A 13,996-nucleotide genomic window follows, 5' to 3' on the forward strand; every position below is an offset into this window, starting at 1 on the left:
CTTTTTCTTTAAAAGAGTCCAGTCATGAGCCGCCGGTATTCCACTTCCGGCTTGCCGTAGGCGTCTCGTGCGAATTCTTCGAGGGCAGGCCGGTCCCGGATGATGATCTGGCCGCGCAGGGAACGAATGAACCCGTTTCCCTCGAGAATGTGCAGTGAGGTCGTGACACTCGGTCGGCGGACCGCCAGCATCAGCGAGAGGAATTCGTGGGTGAGAGAAATCTGGTCGCCCGGGACCCGGTCGTGGCACATGAGGAGCCAGCGGGCGAGCCTTTCATCGACTCCATGCACCGCGTTTGAGATCGCCGTGTAAGTGAGCTGGATCGAGAAGGCCTCAATCGAACGGATCATCACCCGGGCGAAGTTCCTGTTGTGCTCTATGCCCTGATGGAAGGACGCGAAATCCATCCTGTAGGCACCCCCGCCAATTTGCATGATCACATCGTGCGCGCTGAGCTCCACGCCTGTGGCAGCCGAGGTCGGAACGTATCCTTCGCTGCCAAAAATGCCGGCCTCGGCCTTGTTGCCCTCGGGCGTGGTGGCAATTAGCGAGCCAATTCCGGATGTGAGATAGTAGATATAGTCGATAGGTTCACCCGCTCTTGCCAGGAGCGTTCCGCGCGGCAAATCGACATATTCGAGACCGGAAGCGATCTGGCTGTAATCGCCCTCGGGCAGCATTGCCAACAGCTGGTTGCCGATTGGGCTCGGGGAAGACAGGTTCATCAGTTTTGCCCGCTCGTAGGGCCATCGGTCCTTTGTCGCCCGTCGGCTTGTCGCGAGGCGATGATGTCACAATAGCATGGTTCGCAGCTTCGCTTGACTGCCTTTCCATGAAAATGGTGCGTACGGTTTTGGACGCTCGATGCCGGCAATGCATGAAAGACTCGCCATTCGGCCGAAGCAGCGTAGAGTGTCCTTGCTATTCGTCCGATAGCGCCCCCAAGGGGAGATGGAATGACACCCGCTCAAGATTCTGCGTTCGATCCGATCGGCCCCAACGAGCTCGAACTGATCGACAAGATTTTCCAGGTGGAACTGCAAGTGCGGAGGATGTCACGCAAGTGCGTAGAAGCCGAAGCGCTCGCAGCGATGCTGATCCAAGCCTATCAGTCCGGAATACGCGATGCCAATGCTTTGAGCGCCCTGGCGAGGTCGATTCGAGACCACCGCCCCGGTTAGCGCATCGGCCCGAAAATCGCAACCGATTTTCGGAAAGCTCGCTGCACAGATTCGAAGAGTTACAGCGATCTTTGCGCGTCTGAAAGGACGCGCGGCGCAGCGCGGCGATCGCCCTCTCAGTCCCGTAGCCGGAGCTCGCCGCTCTGCATCTGCAGGGAGTCGAGAGTGGAAAGAAAGCTCATGCCGAGCAGGCTGCGGTCGAGCCTGCCTCCGGCTGCGACCATGGCGCGGACATTCGTCCGCACGATCGGGCCTATTGCAAGCTCGGAGAGGACCACAGGGGCGGCAAGTGCAGGGCCGTTTGCCGTCATCACCGTGAGCGTATAGGCGAGATTCGCCGGATCGAGGCCCACCCTTTCGGCGTCCTCGTAAGTGAGCGCGACGCTGCTTGCCCCGGTGTCGATGATCATGCTGACCGGCTGGCCGTCGACCATCGTGTCGGCCTGGAAATGCCCGTCGGTCCGCTTCTGGAGCACGAGCTCCAATTGACCGGCGCTGTTCGTGACGAGCATTGTCCGGCCGGGCAGGAGTCCGGAAAGGACTCGATCGCCGAAGGACTGCAGGTCGAACCGGTAGACATAGGCGGATACGAGCCCCAGGGCGATGAGGATCCAGATGGCCAGGAGCCGCGCTGCCTCGCCGAACCGCCGCCGTCCGCGCAGCAGGCCGGCGCTCAGCAGAGTCACCAGCGCAGTCAGCGCCACGAGCTGTCCGAAGTCATCATTGTTGAGGCCGAGTGTCTGGCCGCTGTCATGATTGAAGATCAGGAGAGCGATGCCGACGGTCAGAATGCCCAGCAGAAGCGTCAGAGGGTTCATGAGCCGCTTCGTTCCCGCGCCAGTCGCGAGCGGCGCGTTTCCCGGCGTGGCTTGCGCTCCACCGTCTCCAGTCGTGCCGGCAACGCCTGCATGATGCTGTGCCGCTCGGTTTCGGTATAGAGCGTCCAGGATCCGATTTCCTCCCGCGTGCGCCCGCAGCCAAAACAGAAGCCGGTCCGATCGTCGATCGCGCAGACGAGAATGCAGGGAGATTCCATGTCCAGTACGCTCTCTCCGTTTGCGTTCGAGATTATATCGGCCTTTCAGATCGTCAGCGCAAGGGAGCCGAAAAGCGCGATCTCCGCGAGTTGCTGGGTGGCACCGATCGTATCGCCCGTGTGGCCGCCGAGCTTACGCGAGACGATCCTGCCGAAGCCCGGCACGACGAGCCCGGACGCGGCAAATGCGAGCAGCACGCCCATGAACGGAACGCCTGCCGCGAAGAACAACAGAAACGCGAGGATCGATCCGGAGCCGAGCGCCATCCGTGCCGCCTGCGGCTCCGGCGTGCCGGCTGAGGCCGCGACACCGTCGCGTCGCGCGGGTGGCAGGCGCGACCAATGCCAGACCATGGCGGTGCGGCTGAGCGCGGCGGTGCCGAGGAGCGCCAGCGCCGCGCCGACTGGCGAGAGCAGCGGCAGAAAGGCGGCAAGCGCGGAGGCGCGAAGGCCGAAGGAGAGGATGAGCGCCACCGCGCCATAGGTGCCGACCCGGCTATCCTTCATGATCGTCAATGCGCTTTCGCGATCGCGGCCGCCGCCGAGGCCGTCGGCCGTGTCTCCAAGGCCGTCCTCATGCAGCGCCCCGGTGACCAGCGCCTGAACGGCGACGAGGACGAAGGCCGTGAAGAGCACGTTTGCCTGAAGAGCAAGCAGCAATATTGCGAGCAGGGCCGCGGGGGCGCCAACCACGAGACCGGCAAGCGGGAAGGCGCGAACCGTGCGGCCCAGGCGGCCGTCGTGGTTGGCGAAATGGCGTTGCGGCATCGGCATGCGGCTCAAGAAGGCCACCGCTCGTGCCACGTCATCGCCAAGATCGCGGAATTTCGTCATCGCCTCTCCCAGCGCATCGGCCCGAAATCGAATCGATTTTCGGAAAGCAGCATGCGCAGATCTAATGAAACACACAGTTCTTTGCGCGCCCCGATACGCCGTGAAGGACGCACGGCGGATCGGAACAGTCCCGAATCGCGCGTACTTGCTGGATCATGCTCCGACGACAGCATCTGGCGCAAATGCCGTTGCCGGAAAAGGGCGGAGCCTCTATGAGGTGCGCTGACAAAGCTTCGATATGCAAGGATTCTCCATGAGTGCCAGCGGGCTGCCGTTTGATGACTTCCGCGAGTTGTTGCGCAACCTGCCCGGACCGGACACGGCGGCACTGGTTGCCGCCCGCGAACGGGATGGGCAGCTGACGAAACCGCCGGGCGCACTCGGGCGCCTCGAGGAAATCGCCTTCTGGCTGGCCGCCTGGAGCGGCCGGCCTCCGGCGGTCACCCGGCCACTCGTTGCGATCTTCGCCGGCAATCACGGCGTGACCAGGAATGGCGTCACGCCCTTTCCCTCGTCGGTGACGGCGCAGATGGTGGAGAATTTCGCTGCCGGCGGCGCGGCGATCAACCAGATCTGCGTCAGCCACGACCTCGGCCTCAAGGTCTTCGATCTCGCGCTCGAATATCCGACCGGCGATATCACCGAGGAAGCGGCGCTTTCCGAGCGCGATTGCGCCGCAACCATGGCCTTCGGCATGGAGGCGATCGCCGGCGGCACGGACCTGCTCTGCATCGGCGAGATGGGGATCGGCAATACGACCATCGCCGCCGCCATCAATCTCGGCCTTTACGGCGGCACGGCAGAGGAGTGGGTGGGCCCAGGCACCGGCTCCGAGGGCGAGGTGCTGGAGCGGAAGATCGCCGCGGTCGAGAAGGCGGTCGCACTGCACCGCGACCATCTCTCCGATCCGCTCGAACTGATGCGCCGGCTCGGCGGCCGCGAGATCGCGGCGATGGCGGGCGCCATCCTCGCAGCGCGCATGCAGAAGGTGCCGGTGATCATCGACGGCTATGTCGCAACCTCTGCGGCGGCAATCCTGAAGGCCGCGAATCCGGCAGCGCTCGACCATTGCCTGATCGGCCATGTTTCGGCCGAGCCCGGCCATATCCGCGCTATCGAGAAGCTTGGCAAGACGCCGCTGCTCGCACTCGGCATGCGGCTCGGCGAGGGGACGGGCGCGGCACTTGCCGCTGGCATCGTCAAGGCCGCGGCGGCATGCCACAGCGGCATGGCGACCTTTGCGCAAGCGGGCGTCAGCAACAAGAGCTGATGGCCGCCATTCCTGTCGATTGGCCGTCGGCCATGTTATGCTGGCGCCGGTGAAGCTTGATGCGAGCCGCCTTCTCGCCTATCGGGGAGTGGCACCGGCCGGCGAATGGCACCTTGCATTCGCCTCAATCGGAAGGTTCTGATCACCCCAGAGTTTTGAAGCTCGTCGAGACGAAATGGACGCCAAGAACACCACACCCCGGAGCGGCCCGACCAGCCCCGTTCACAAGCACACCGGCGTCCGGCATCTCTTTGCCGCTGCGAGCTATTCGCTCGGCGGCGCGAAGCGGCTGATCGGCGAGGCGGCCTTTCGGCACGAACTCATCGCTTTCGGCATTGCCATGGTCGCCTTCGTCATCGCCGGCGCCACCTTGTTTCAATATGTGGCGATGGCGATCCTGTTCCTGCTGATGATGGCCTTCGAGGCGATCAACACGGCGATCGAAGAGATCGTCGACCGCGTTTCTCCCGAAATCTCGCAAATGGGCAAGCACGCCAAGGACCTCGGATCCTTCGCCTGCCTTTGCTTGATCCTCGCGAACGCGACCTACGCCTTCTACGTGGTGTTTCTGGCTCGGTTCCTGGGCTGACATAGCGCCTGGAACCGGTAACCGGAATCCTTACCAAAGGTACGTCTCATATGCCGCGCGGCTAGGTAGTGCGCGGCGGCCATGTCTCAGATGCGGACGAAGCTGCGAGCAAGGGTGTGCCGCTTACCGCCTCGCAAGCATCGGCAAAATCAAGCCCCACCGTGTCTCTTGAGGTGATCCGAACGGTTCGAAACCCAGTTTCTTGTAGACGGCGATCGCCCGTGCATTGGCCGGGTGAGGATCGGTCGCGATGACGGGTACACCCACATCGAAGAGAGCCTTCATTCTCGCCCCGATAAATGCTGATCCGTGCCCGACACCGATCATTTCGGGGTCTCCTATGTATTGATCGATTCCCCGCGATCCCCCGGGAAGCTCGGCAAAGTGGTGATCTTCCCAGCCGTGGACGGTATAGTCCTGCATGAACGCAAAGGGGCGTTCGGCGGTTGAGACAATCCAACGCGCTACCCGAGGATCGGCGAAGTATGCTGCATCGTCCGACTGATCTGAGTCCCACCATGCGCGGACATGCGGGTTCGCTCGCCATGCTGTAAGCAACGGCAGATCATCCAACGTCGCTTTGCGAAAACTGTATTGGTTGGCCGCCGTCATTCAACAAGCTTAGCACGTCGCTGGCCGGTAGAAATGGGCTCTTTTCAGTCGATCAAGCTGCGGCGCACGAGGTCTGATCGCGGAGGCGAACCAGATATTGAACGAGGGCGGCCTGCCGGTGTGGTCCAAGCTCCGATAGGGAAAGCCTCTAGGCAAAGCTCTTGCGCCGCCGGGTGGGCGAGGGGACATCCTCGACCGGAGGCAAGCTCTGCAGCACGCGGCGCGGCGGCAGGATGGCGATCGCCTCGGTGCCCTCGCGCAGCTTCGAGCGCAGGACGAACTGTCCGTTGTGCTTGGCAAGGATCGCTTGAACGATCGGAAGACCGAGACCGGTGCCCTGTTCGGCGCTCTTGATCGCGATCGAGCCCTGGCCGAAGGCCGAAAGCACGACGGGGATTTCGTCTTCCGGGATGCCGGGTCCGTTGTCCTTGATGGAGATGTACTGGCCGCCGCCGGCGGTCCAGCCGCATTTGACGGTGATCTCGCCGCCGGCGGGCGTGAATTTCACGGCGTTCGATAGCAGGTTCAGCGTCACCTGCCGCATCGCCTTCTCGTCGGCCCAGACGGCCGGCATCGCCTGCTCGAACTGCTCGTTGATCGTGATGGCCTTGCTGCGGGCGCGAAGCTGCACCATGCCGATGCAATCCTCGGCGATCTCGGTGAGGTTCACCGCCTCTTCGCTGAGCTCGTATTTCCCTGCCTCGATCCGCGACAGATCGAGGATTTCGTTGATGAGGTCCAAGAGGTGCTGGCCGGAGCGATGAATGTCGACCGTATACTCTTTGTATGTCGGATTGTTGAGCGGCCCGAGCACCTCCGTCGACATGACCTCGGAGAAGCCGAGGATCGCATTCAGCGGGGTGCGCAGCTCGTGCGACATCGAGGCGAGAAACCGCGACTTGGCGAGGTTTGCTTCCTCCGCCCGGCGGCGTGCCTCGTCCGACATCGACTTGGCGACTTCCAGTTCGGCGATGAGGTCATCCTTCTCCGACTGGACCGACAGGATATGTACATTGGCGCGGTTCATGCGGCCGGTCATGAGCATGAGAAAAGCGAGCGAGAGCGACAGCATGCCCGTCAGCCCCACATGGACCGGGTTGCCGCCCGTGAGTGAGCTGAAGCCGAGGGCGGCGATTACGGGCGCGAAGGTACAGAGAAGCGCGTTGCGCAGCAGGAACGTGCCCATGGCCGTGACCGCGAGCGCGATGAAAAGTCCCGTGCCTTCGAAGAGGGCGAAGCTGATATCGCGGCAGCTGTCGCATTCCCGAACTGCAAAAATGGCCCAGCAGATTCCCATCAAGACCTGGCCGGCGAGAAAGCGGTGGCGCCAGATCGAGACCTTCTCCGTCCCGATGTCCTCGCGCTTTGCCTTGCGTGCCAGGAAGACCGTCACCGCATGCGCCGAGAGCGCCATCAAAGCCCAGGGCAGAAAGCTCCTGTCGCCCGACAGATACACGCCGGTGGCGGCGATCAGGACGACGAGGATGGGCAGTGCTATCGCTCCGTTGAGAACGGAGTCGATGTGTAGAAGGAGCATTTCCCGCTCGAACCCGGAAGGGGCCGAGGAGCCGGTTTGCAGCCGCTGCCGTGTCGCACGAACGGTCTTCGAAACGGGCTTGTTTCGATGGCTGCGCGACTTGTCGACGATGATCTTATCGGTCGAGGTGCTGACGGCGATGCTCATGCTCGGAATCGCGTATTGGGTTCGGCTTGCAGTCTAGGATGCAATCCTTAAGAAGTTGCTGCCCGCCATGAAGGATTCGAAAACCATTGTGGCGCGATTGCGTTCGTACCGCTTACTGCTTCGCGGTCTTGTCAGACGCAAAAAAATTCGCTGCAGGCGAGGGCCGGAGAAGTACTATGCAGATTGATGAGGTCTTTGCTTGAGGTGGGGCCGCGGCAAGTTTCGGATCATTGACGGCGCGAAACCGCCGTTTCGTCGACGACCCTTCCATTTCGGCCGGCCGACAAGTCCTTATTCGTGGAGGCGCCGCCCTTCGGAAGGGCGTGGGAGCCTGTTCGGCGGCTGGGTGTTCCTCTTCGTGCTGAGCATTGGCGCCTACGTCGCTTCGAAGCTTCCCCCGCCGCAGAAGCCAATCACCGGGGAATTGCATGGCGCTGCCATGGCGAGCGACGGCGACAGCCTGCGGCTCGACGGCCGGCGCGTGCGGATCGAGGGCATCGACGCGCCGGAGATCGGCCAGAGCTGTCGTCGCGGGGAGAGTTCCTGGGACTGCGGCGCCGACGCGCGCCGCCGACTGGCGACGCTGGTCGAGGGGGAGAGAACGCATTGCCGGCTGCATGGGCGCGACCGCTATGGTCGTGAGCTCGGCATCTGCGAAAGCGGCGGGCGTGACATCGGCCGCGAAATGGTTCTCTCGGGCCTCGCCGTCAGCTACGGCCTTTACCAGGCAGAGGAAGAGACGGCGCGGCAGCGCCGGGCCGGGCTGTGGGCCGGCGACTTTGTCCGGCCGCAGGAATGGCGCCGGTCGAAGGGCGAGCCGGATGAAATGCCGCATCGGGCCGGCGACTGGCTGGAGCTCATCACGCAATGGATCGAGGATGAAGTCCGCATGGTGGCCGAAAGGATCATCGGTGACGGATAGTGCTGACGACAGACTGCGGCAACTGCGTGCGGCCATTGCGGCTTGCCGGCTCTGTCGCGACGTGCCGGCGAGAGGCGTCGGGCATCGGTTGCCGCATGAGCCCAGACCGGTTGCAGTCCTCTCCGTCTCCGCGCGCATCCTGATCGCCGGGCAGGCGCCGGGCCTGCGTGTGCATGAGAGCGGACTCCCTTTCAATGACGCGTCCGGCGACCGGCTGCGCCAATGGCTCGCCGTCGATCGCGCCACCTTCTACGACCCGCATAATTTCGCGATTGCCCCAATGGGCTTCTGCTTTCCGGGCTACGACAGTCACGGCAGCGATCTGCCGCCGAGGAGAGAATGTGCGCCGCGATGGCGCCAGCGCGTCATGGATGAGATGCCGCAGATCGAACTGGTGCTCGCGGTCGGCCACTATGCGCAGCGCTGGCATCTGGGACCGGACTGCCCGAAATCGATGACCGAAACTGTCCGCAACTGGCAGCGCTATTTGAAGCGCAACAGCGGCACGGCCGTGCTGCCCCTGCCGCACCCGAGCTGGCGCAACACCGGGTGGCTGCGCAGGAATCCCTGGTTCGAGACGGACTTGCTGCCCGTTCTGCGCGAGCGGGTAAAGACGCTGCTCTCGTGAAACAATTTTCTTTATCTTCACCAATTCCGCGCTATAGAAGGAAAAATATTCGAGAGGATGTTTCATGGATCGTCTGGACCGTAAGATCCTGCGCCTGTTGCAGGAAGACTCGACTCTGGCCGTCGCCGACCTCGCAAAGAAGGTCGGCCTTTCGACGACGCCGTGCTGGCGGCGCATCCAGAAGATGGAAGAAGATGGCGTCATCCGCCGCCGCGTCGCGCTGCTCGACCCGGTGAAGGTCAACACGAAGGTGACGGTGTTCGTTTCGGTCCGCACCAATGCCCACTCGATGGAATGGCTGCGCCGCTTTTCCGAGGTCGTCGCCGACTTTCCGGAGGTGGTGGAATTCTATCGGATGAGCGGCGACGTCGACTACCTCCTGCGCGTGGTCGTTCCGGATATCGCCGCCTATGATGCCTTCTACAAGCGGCTGATCGCGAAGATCGAGATCCGCGACGTTTCCTCCGCTTTTGCCATGGAGCAGATCAAGTACACGACGCAGCTGCCGCTCGACTACATGGTCATCGATCAGGCGAAGTCGGGCGAGGAATAGGTCTGTCGAGTAGCCGTCGGCGGACCTTTCCACTCGCCAGTTCCCGGACGGCATCCTTTCCGATCCAACGGGCCGTGCGATCGTTGCTTTCGGCCAGCTTTTCGGCGAGCGCCAGGGCGGCCTCATGACAATCGGCGCTGCGCTTGCCGATTTGCCTCAGGGCCCAATTGACCGCCTTCCTGACGAAGTTGCGCTCGTCGGAGGCATGCGCCTCGATCAGGGGCAGCCACGAGAGGATCGTGGAGTCTGGCTCGCTCTTGAGATGGACGGCGGCAGTTGCGACCATCGCGAAGGCGATGCGGCGGACGAATTCGCGCTCGTCGGCCGCAAATTCAGGGATCAGCACCTGCTCCAGACGGGCGGCGACGAGAAGGTCGGCAAGCGTGTCGACGACTTCCCATGAGTTGCAGTCACCGGCCCATCGGCGCGCTTCGGGAAGAGCCATGTTTTTCGGATCGGCGGTAAAAACGGCGAGGATGCGCGCTTCGCGGATGCCGGATCGCCAGAGCTCGTCTGCGCGGGCGTGATCTTTATCCACCTGCCGGGCTATACGACGGAGCGCGACGTTCGAAACACCGAGCGCCGTCCCGGTTTCGATGGCGAAGCGCGCCATGCCGGCGACATTCTCTTCGGAACCGGTGGCGCGCAAATAGTCGATGATCTCCTCGGCCGAGGACGCCGACGTAAGCGTCATTTTTCCAGGCGGGCAAGCAGTGACGACGTATCCCAGCGATTGCCGCCGAGTGCCTGCACATCCGCGTAGAACTGGTCGACGAGCGCCGTGACGGGAAGCTTGGCGCCGTTGCTCCGGGCTTCGGCGAGAACGATATCGAGATCCTTGCGCATCCAATCGACGGCGAAGCCGAAATCGTATTTGCCGGCATTCATGGTCTTGTAGCGGTTCTCCATCTGCCAGGAACCGGCCGCCCCCTTGGAAATGACCTCGATCACCTTCTCGATGTCGAGCCCAGCCCGCTTGCCGAAATGGATGCCCTCGGCGAGGCCTTGGACCAGGCCGGCGATGCAGATCTGGTTGATCATCTTGGTGAGTTGGCCGGCGCCCACCGGGCCCATCAGGCCGACCATGCGGGCATAGGCCTCGATGACCGGCTTCGCCTTCTCGAACGCGTCGGCATCGCCGCCGCACATCACCGTGAGCACGCCGTTTTCGGCGCCCGCCTGGCCACCGGAGACCGGCGCGTCGATGAAATCAGCGCTCTTGGCGCGGGCGGCAGCATAGAGCTCGCGGGCGACTTCGGCGGAGGCGGTCGTGTTGTCGATGAAGATCGCACCGGCTTCGATCGTCTCGAAGGCGCCATTCGGCCCGGTGGTGACCGACCGGAGGTCGTCGTCATTGCCGACGCAGGCGAAAACGAACTCCTGACCCGTCGCGGCTTCGGCCGGGGTCGCCACCGCGCGTCCGCCGAATTCGGCTGCCCAACGTTCCGCCTTTGCGGCGGTGCGATTGTAGACCGTCACCTCATGTCCGCCGCGGAGCTTGAGATGTCCGGCCATGGGGTAGCCCATGACGCCGAGACCGAGGAATGCGACTTTGGCCATTTTCTGCTGACTCCAGATTGCTTCGAACAAGATTCACGGGCGTCGACCCTACTGCATGGTTCCTTGAATCGGAACCGATTCAGACGTTCCGGGGTGGCGAAAAACGATTGGCCACCTATTTCGGAGGGTGGCCAGGGGGAATAAGGCTGGATGGCTTCAGAGCGAAAGGAATGGCGATGGCAAAGAATACGATTTGCCTCTGGTACGACAAGGACGCCGAGGCTGCCGCTCGCTTCTACTCCGAGATCTTTCCCGACAGTGTGGTGAGTGCCGTGTACCGTGCACCCGGTGACTACCCGGCCGGCAAAGAGGGCGACGTATTGACGGTCGAATTCACAGTGGCGGGCATTCCGTGTCTCGGGCTGAACGGCGGTTCCGCCTTCAAGCACAATGAAGCCTTTTCGTTCCAGATCGCCACCGACGATCAGGAGGAGACCGACCGCTACTGGAACGCCATCGTCGGCAATGGCGGCCAGGAGAGCGCGTGCGGCTGGTGCAAGGACAAATGGGGGATTTCCTGGCAAATCACGCCGCGCGTGCTAACTGAGGCGCTGGCGGCCGGCGGCGGCGAGGCAAAGCGCGCCTTCGAGGCGATGATGACCATGAGGAAGATCGACGTCGCCGCGATCGAAGCGGCGCGGCGCGGATGATAGGCGCCCGACGTCATCAACTATTGGGCTATTGCGAGCGAGCTGGGATGCCGCCTAAGCCGCCCTTTGCCGACCCATACGCGGAGGCCTGATCGATGCAGGTCAAACGCATCATGGCTATCATTGCGGCCGAGGATGTTCGGGCAGCCGAGCGCTTCTATCGAGATATCCTCGGCCTCGATGTTCTGATGGATCACGGCTGGATCAGGACCTACGGGTCATCCCAGAAGATGAGCGTACAGATCAGCATTGCGTCCGAAGGCGGCTCCGGCACGCCGGTTCCCGACCTTTCGATCGAAGTCGATGATCTCGACGCCGCCTTGCAGCGCATGAAGGAGGCCGGGGTCGCAATCGAATACGGCCCCGCCGATGAACCCTGGGGGGTGCGCCGCTTCTATGTGCGCGACCCGTTTGGGCGACTGATCAACATACTGATGCACAGCTAAGCAGGCGTCGGAGAACGTCCAACGCTCTGCCGACAAAACCCGCGGCAGAGCGTGATAGCGAATGAGCATCCGTCAAACCCAATGACGTTCGTCCAGTGCGACGCCTTGGCTCTCAGAACGACACGCTGCGGTTTGACCAGATGGGGCCAAGGCGCTCCTCTTCCTTGAGGCTGCCGGAGCCATAGGAGAAGCGGAGGCCGCCGAAAATGGCGTTGCTGTCGCCGGAGAGAGTGTCCGCCAAATCGACATTCGTGTACTTGTACCCCGCAAACAGCGTGGCCGGCCATTGCTCGGGTCGATAGTTCGCGGTGAGCTTGAGGCTGTGGATGTCGAGGTCTTCTCCAGCATCGGTGATGTGATCGAGCTTGCCGTCGATATCCAATCGCACATTGTCGGTCGCGTACCAGCGAGCGCCGAGGGCGCCCATATAGTGATCAGCGTCCAGACCGCCCAGCTCGGTTTGGCCGTAGCCTGCCGCGCCCACGATGGTCCAGGTGTCCTGGAAGAGGGCGCCCTCGACGCCACCCATATAATCCTTGATGTCCTCGGTCAGGCCGACATCATATCGGGATGCTGCGAAGAAGGCGCCGGCGGCAAAGAGGCTGTCCCGGTAATATCCGTGGAGCGCACCGTCATATTTGTCGATGTCGAGGTCGCCGATTCCGGCGCGCTCGTAGCCGAGATCGACCTGCAGGTTCATGCCGGAACCGGCATCGACATTGATCGCGCCTCTCAGTTCCCAGGCGTCGGCATCGACGTCGTCGACGCTGTTCGCGTAGGATCCCTCGACATATCCGGAGAGGCCGCCAGAGGCGACTTCAACTACCGGCTCGTGATAGGCGCCCAAACCGGGAAGCGGCCCATCCACGTCAGCAGACAACGCGATGTTGGAACTCGATAAAAACAGCAGTGCTAAAGTGGTCGTTCGAAACACGGGGCCCCATCTCCGTTAAAATCCCGTCTGGACCCTAGCTGCGCATGGTTAATGCAAGCTGAACGCGAGCCGAATTTACCAACTCGCGATTGTGCCGATTTTACGAAGAGACCGCAGGCAAGTGCGGGCAAATGAGGCGTTGGCGATGACGCTTGCAGAACGTCGCCGGAACGAAATCAGGGCTTGAAGCGCGCGATGACCAGTTGGCCGGCGATCGGTGCACCTTCTTCCATGCGGACCGTTATGTCGCCGATCTCGGCGATCTCGAATCCGGTCGCAGTGAGGCGGTCTCTTAGATAAGCCTCCGAATGGGCGAAGCGTTGATGCGGACCGACGATGTAGGAGCGCCCCGCAAAGTCTTCCTCGGGTAGCGTTTCGCTGGAAAAGATCAGCAGGCCGCCCGGGATGAGATTGTCGACGGCGCCAAAGAATAGCGCTTCCAAGGCGCCCATATAGGGCAGGACATCCGTCGCGACGATCAGGTCGAAAGGCTCGTCGTCATTGTCGTCGAGAAAGTCGACGGCTTCCGCAACGTAAAGCGTCTCGTAGAGATCCTTCTCATGGGCGATCTCGACCATATTCTCGGAAAGGTCGACGCCGGTAATATCCTCGGCCATGTCGCGCAAGGCGCCGCCGGTGAGCCCCGTACCGCAGCCAAGATCGAGCACTCTCCTGAAAGGACCGAGCTCAAGCGCCTGGATGCGCTGGCGAACGAGGAGGGGCACGCAATAATCGAGCTGATCGACAAGAACATTGTCGAAGACTTCGGCGTGCTGGTCGAAGAGCGTCTGCACATAGGCATCCGGAGCCTTGATCGGCGTATCGCCGCGCCCCATGGAAGCAAGCCGGACAGTGGCTCCTCCATGGTCCTCGGGATCGAGTTCCAGTACTTCCCGGTATGCGGCGGCGGCGGCATCGAAATTGCCGGCCTTTTCCAAAGCGAGGGCGCGGTTATAGGCTTCCGCCAGGGCTTCCTCGTCGATCTTCCTGCTCTTCTGCGTCATGGTCGCTTCTTACGACTGCGGGCCGCCTTTGGCAATCGCCGTCGAATTGGACGACGCTCGGGAAGATTCTTGGGGGATCTGCGGTGTCTCCAA

The 13,996-nt window shown here is 62.5% G+C and carries 18 protein-coding genes; 8 read left to right on the top strand and 10 right to left on the bottom strand.

Annotated features, from left to right (window positions below):
• Positions 1-8: 8 nt before the first annotated feature.
• Positions 9-725 carry a Crp/Fnr family transcriptional regulator gene (locus tag J2Z31_RS24060; RefSeq protein ID WP_209605403.1) on the bottom strand — a complete coding sequence of 239 codons (717 nt, stop codon included), beginning with the start codon at positions 723-725 and terminating at the stop codon, positions 9-11.
• Between the two features lie 231 nt (positions 726-956).
• Here J2Z31_RS24060 and J2Z31_RS24065 point away from each other — a divergent pair, with 231 nt between their 5' ends.
• A complete protein-coding gene (locus J2Z31_RS24065; RefSeq protein ID WP_209605405.1) occupies positions 957-1,181 on the top strand; it encodes a hypothetical protein in 225 nt (74 codons plus the stop codon).
• 116 nt (positions 1,182-1,297) lie between these two features.
• Here the strand turns inward: J2Z31_RS24065 and J2Z31_RS24070 are convergent, their stop codons facing one another.
• From J2Z31_RS24070 to J2Z31_RS24080, 3 genes are read right to left on the bottom strand one after another with little or no spacing between them, the layout of a single operon-like run.
• A complete protein-coding gene (locus J2Z31_RS24070; RefSeq protein ID WP_209605407.1) occupies positions 1,298-1,999 on the bottom strand; it encodes a TIGR02281 family clan AA aspartic protease in 702 nt (233 codons plus the stop codon).
• Positions 1,996-2,217, bottom strand: a complete 222-nt coding sequence (locus tag J2Z31_RS24075; RefSeq protein ID WP_209605409.1) for a DUF1289 domain-containing protein — start codon at positions 2,215-2,217, stop codon at positions 1,996-1,998. The genes J2Z31_RS24070 and J2Z31_RS24075 overlap by 4 nt, the downstream gene beginning before the upstream one ends.
• Before the next feature lie 45 nt (positions 2,218-2,262).
• Positions 2,263-3,051 carry an adenosylcobinamide-GDP ribazoletransferase gene (locus J2Z31_RS24080; protein ID WP_209605411.1) on the bottom strand — a complete coding sequence of 263 codons (789 nt, stop codon included), beginning with the start codon at positions 3,049-3,051 and terminating at the stop codon, positions 2,263-2,265.
• Between the two features lie 253 nt (positions 3,052-3,304).
• Here J2Z31_RS24080 and cobT point away from each other — a divergent pair, with 253 nt between their 5' ends.
• Positions 3,305-4,321, top strand: a complete 1,017-nt coding sequence (gene cobT, locus J2Z31_RS24085) for a nicotinate-nucleotide--dimethylbenzimidazole phosphoribosyltransferase (RefSeq protein WP_209605414.1) — start codon at positions 3,305-3,307, stop codon at positions 4,319-4,321.
• A 175-nt stretch (positions 4,322-4,496) separates the two neighbouring features.
• Positions 4,497-4,910 (top strand): diacylglycerol kinase, encoded by a 414-nt coding sequence (locus J2Z31_RS24090; protein WP_209605416.1) that lies wholly within the window; start codon positions 4,497-4,499, stop codon positions 4,908-4,910.
• Between the two features lie 123 nt (positions 4,911-5,033).
• On the opposite strand, the gene J2Z31_RS24095 is transcribed toward J2Z31_RS24090, so the two are convergent.
• Positions 5,034-5,522, bottom strand: coding sequence for a GNAT family N-acetyltransferase (locus J2Z31_RS24095; RefSeq protein WP_209605418.1), 489 nt, complete (start codon positions 5,520-5,522; stop codon positions 5,034-5,036).
• A 148-nt stretch (positions 5,523-5,670) separates the two neighbouring features.
• A complete protein-coding gene (locus tag J2Z31_RS24100) occupies positions 5,671-7,206 on the bottom strand; it encodes a sensor histidine kinase (protein ID WP_209605421.1) in 1,536 nt (511 codons plus the stop codon).
• Positions 7,207-7,405: 199 nt separating this feature from the next.
• On the opposite strand from J2Z31_RS24100, the gene J2Z31_RS24105 reads away from it, so the two are divergent.
• The 3 genes from J2Z31_RS24105 (at position 7,406) to J2Z31_RS24115 (ending at position 9,309) form a co-directional block, all read left to right on the top strand.
• Positions 7,406-8,128: a thermonuclease family protein gene (locus J2Z31_RS24105; protein WP_209605423.1), complete on the top strand. Its 723-nt coding sequence runs from the start codon at positions 7,406-7,408 to the stop codon at positions 8,126-8,128.
• Positions 8,085-8,756, top strand: coding sequence for a uracil-DNA glycosylase family protein (locus tag J2Z31_RS24110; protein ID WP_209605425.1), 672 nt, complete (start codon positions 8,085-8,087; stop codon positions 8,754-8,756). Before J2Z31_RS24105 ends, J2Z31_RS24110 begins: the two co-directional genes overlap by 44 nt.
• A gap of 64 nt (positions 8,757-8,820) precedes the next feature.
• The gene (locus J2Z31_RS24115; RefSeq protein ID WP_209605427.1) at positions 8,821-9,309 is read left to right on the top strand and encodes an Lrp/AsnC family transcriptional regulator; all 489 of its coding nucleotides are present in this window, start codon (positions 8,821-8,823) and stop codon (positions 9,307-9,309) included.
• Here J2Z31_RS24115 and J2Z31_RS24120 read toward each other — a convergent pair.
• Positions 9,278-10,003 carry a DNA alkylation repair protein gene (locus tag J2Z31_RS24120; protein ID WP_209605429.1) on the bottom strand — a complete coding sequence of 242 codons (726 nt, stop codon included), beginning with the start codon at positions 10,001-10,003 and terminating at the stop codon, positions 9,278-9,280. The two genes, J2Z31_RS24115 and J2Z31_RS24120, sit on opposite strands and share 32 nt — an antisense overlap.
• Positions 10,000-10,887 carry an NAD(P)-dependent oxidoreductase gene (locus J2Z31_RS24125; protein WP_328243642.1) on the bottom strand — a complete coding sequence of 296 codons (888 nt, stop codon included), beginning with the start codon at positions 10,885-10,887 and terminating at the stop codon, positions 10,000-10,002. The genes J2Z31_RS24120 and J2Z31_RS24125 overlap by 4 nt, the downstream gene beginning before the upstream one ends.
• A 158-nt stretch (positions 10,888-11,045) precedes the next feature.
• Here J2Z31_RS24125 and J2Z31_RS24130 point away from each other — a divergent pair, with 158 nt between their 5' ends.
• Together J2Z31_RS24130 and J2Z31_RS24135 are read left to right on the top strand one after the other, a co-directional pair.
• Complete coding sequence (locus J2Z31_RS24130; RefSeq protein ID WP_209605433.1) at positions 11,046-11,519, top strand: VOC family protein; 474 nt, start codon at positions 11,046-11,048, stop codon at positions 11,517-11,519.
• Positions 11,520-11,614: 95 nt separating this feature from the next.
• Positions 11,615-11,965, top strand: a complete 351-nt coding sequence (locus J2Z31_RS24135) for a VOC family protein (protein WP_209605435.1) — start codon at positions 11,615-11,617, stop codon at positions 11,963-11,965.
• Between the two features lie 112 nt (positions 11,966-12,077).
• Here the strand turns inward: J2Z31_RS24135 and J2Z31_RS24140 are convergent, their stop codons facing one another.
• Positions 12,078-12,899, bottom strand: a complete 822-nt coding sequence (locus tag J2Z31_RS24140) for a hypothetical protein (protein ID WP_209605437.1) — start codon at positions 12,897-12,899, stop codon at positions 12,078-12,080.
• A 176-nt stretch (positions 12,900-13,075) separates the two neighbouring features.
• Positions 13,076-13,903 carry a methyltransferase domain-containing protein gene (locus tag J2Z31_RS24145; protein ID WP_209605438.1) on the bottom strand — a complete coding sequence of 276 codons (828 nt, stop codon included), beginning with the start codon at positions 13,901-13,903 and terminating at the stop codon, positions 13,076-13,078.
• Positions 13,904-13,996: the final 93 nt, after the last annotated feature.

This window comes from Sinorhizobium kostiense, assembly GCF_017874595.1.
GTDB lineage: Bacteria > Pseudomonadota > Alphaproteobacteria > Rhizobiales > Rhizobiaceae > Sinorhizobium > Sinorhizobium kostiense.

Coding starts and splice junctions, on each gene's coding strand:
- J2Z31_RS24060 (WP_209605403.1), bottom strand. CDS start 725: ATGAACCTGTCTTCCCCGAGCCCAATCGGCAACCAGCTGTTGGCAATG.
- J2Z31_RS24065 (WP_209605405.1), top strand. CDS start 957: ATGACACCCGCTCAAGATTCTGCGTTCGATCCGATCGGCCCCAACGAG.
- J2Z31_RS24070 (WP_209605407.1), bottom strand. CDS start 1,999: ATGAACCCTCTGACGCTTCTGCTGGGCATTCTGACCGTCGGCATCGCT.
- J2Z31_RS24075 (WP_209605409.1), bottom strand. CDS start 2,217: ATGGAATCTCCCTGCATTCTCGTCTGCGCGATCGACGATCGGACCGGC.
- J2Z31_RS24080 (WP_209605411.1), bottom strand. CDS start 3,051: ATGACGAAATTCCGCGATCTTGGCGATGACGTGGCACGAGCGGTGGCC.
- cobT (WP_209605414.1), top strand. CDS start 3,305: ATGAGTGCCAGCGGGCTGCCGTTTGATGACTTCCGCGAGTTGTTGCGC.
- J2Z31_RS24090 (WP_209605416.1), top strand. CDS start 4,497: ATGGACGCCAAGAACACCACACCCCGGAGCGGCCCGACCAGCCCCGTT.
- J2Z31_RS24095 (WP_209605418.1), bottom strand. CDS start 5,522: ATGACGGCGGCCAACCAATACAGTTTTCGCAAAGCGACGTTGGATGAT.
- J2Z31_RS24100 (WP_209605421.1), bottom strand. CDS start 7,206: ATGAGCATCGCCGTCAGCACCTCGACCGATAAGATCATCGTCGACAAG.
- J2Z31_RS24110 (WP_209605425.1), top strand. CDS start 8,085: ATGAAGTCCGCATGGTGGCCGAAAGGATCATCGGTGACGGATAGTGCT.
- J2Z31_RS24115 (WP_209605427.1), top strand. CDS start 8,821: ATGGATCGTCTGGACCGTAAGATCCTGCGCCTGTTGCAGGAAGACTCG.
- J2Z31_RS24120 (WP_209605429.1), bottom strand. CDS start 10,003: ATGACGCTTACGTCGGCGTCCTCGGCCGAGGAGATCATCGACTATTTG.
- J2Z31_RS24130 (WP_209605433.1), top strand. CDS start 11,046: ATGGCAAAGAATACGATTTGCCTCTGGTACGACAAGGACGCCGAGGCT.
- J2Z31_RS24135 (WP_209605435.1), top strand. CDS start 11,615: ATGCAGGTCAAACGCATCATGGCTATCATTGCGGCCGAGGATGTTCGG.
- J2Z31_RS24145 (WP_209605438.1), bottom strand. CDS start 13,903: ATGACGCAGAAGAGCAGGAAGATCGACGAGGAAGCCCTGGCGGAAGCC.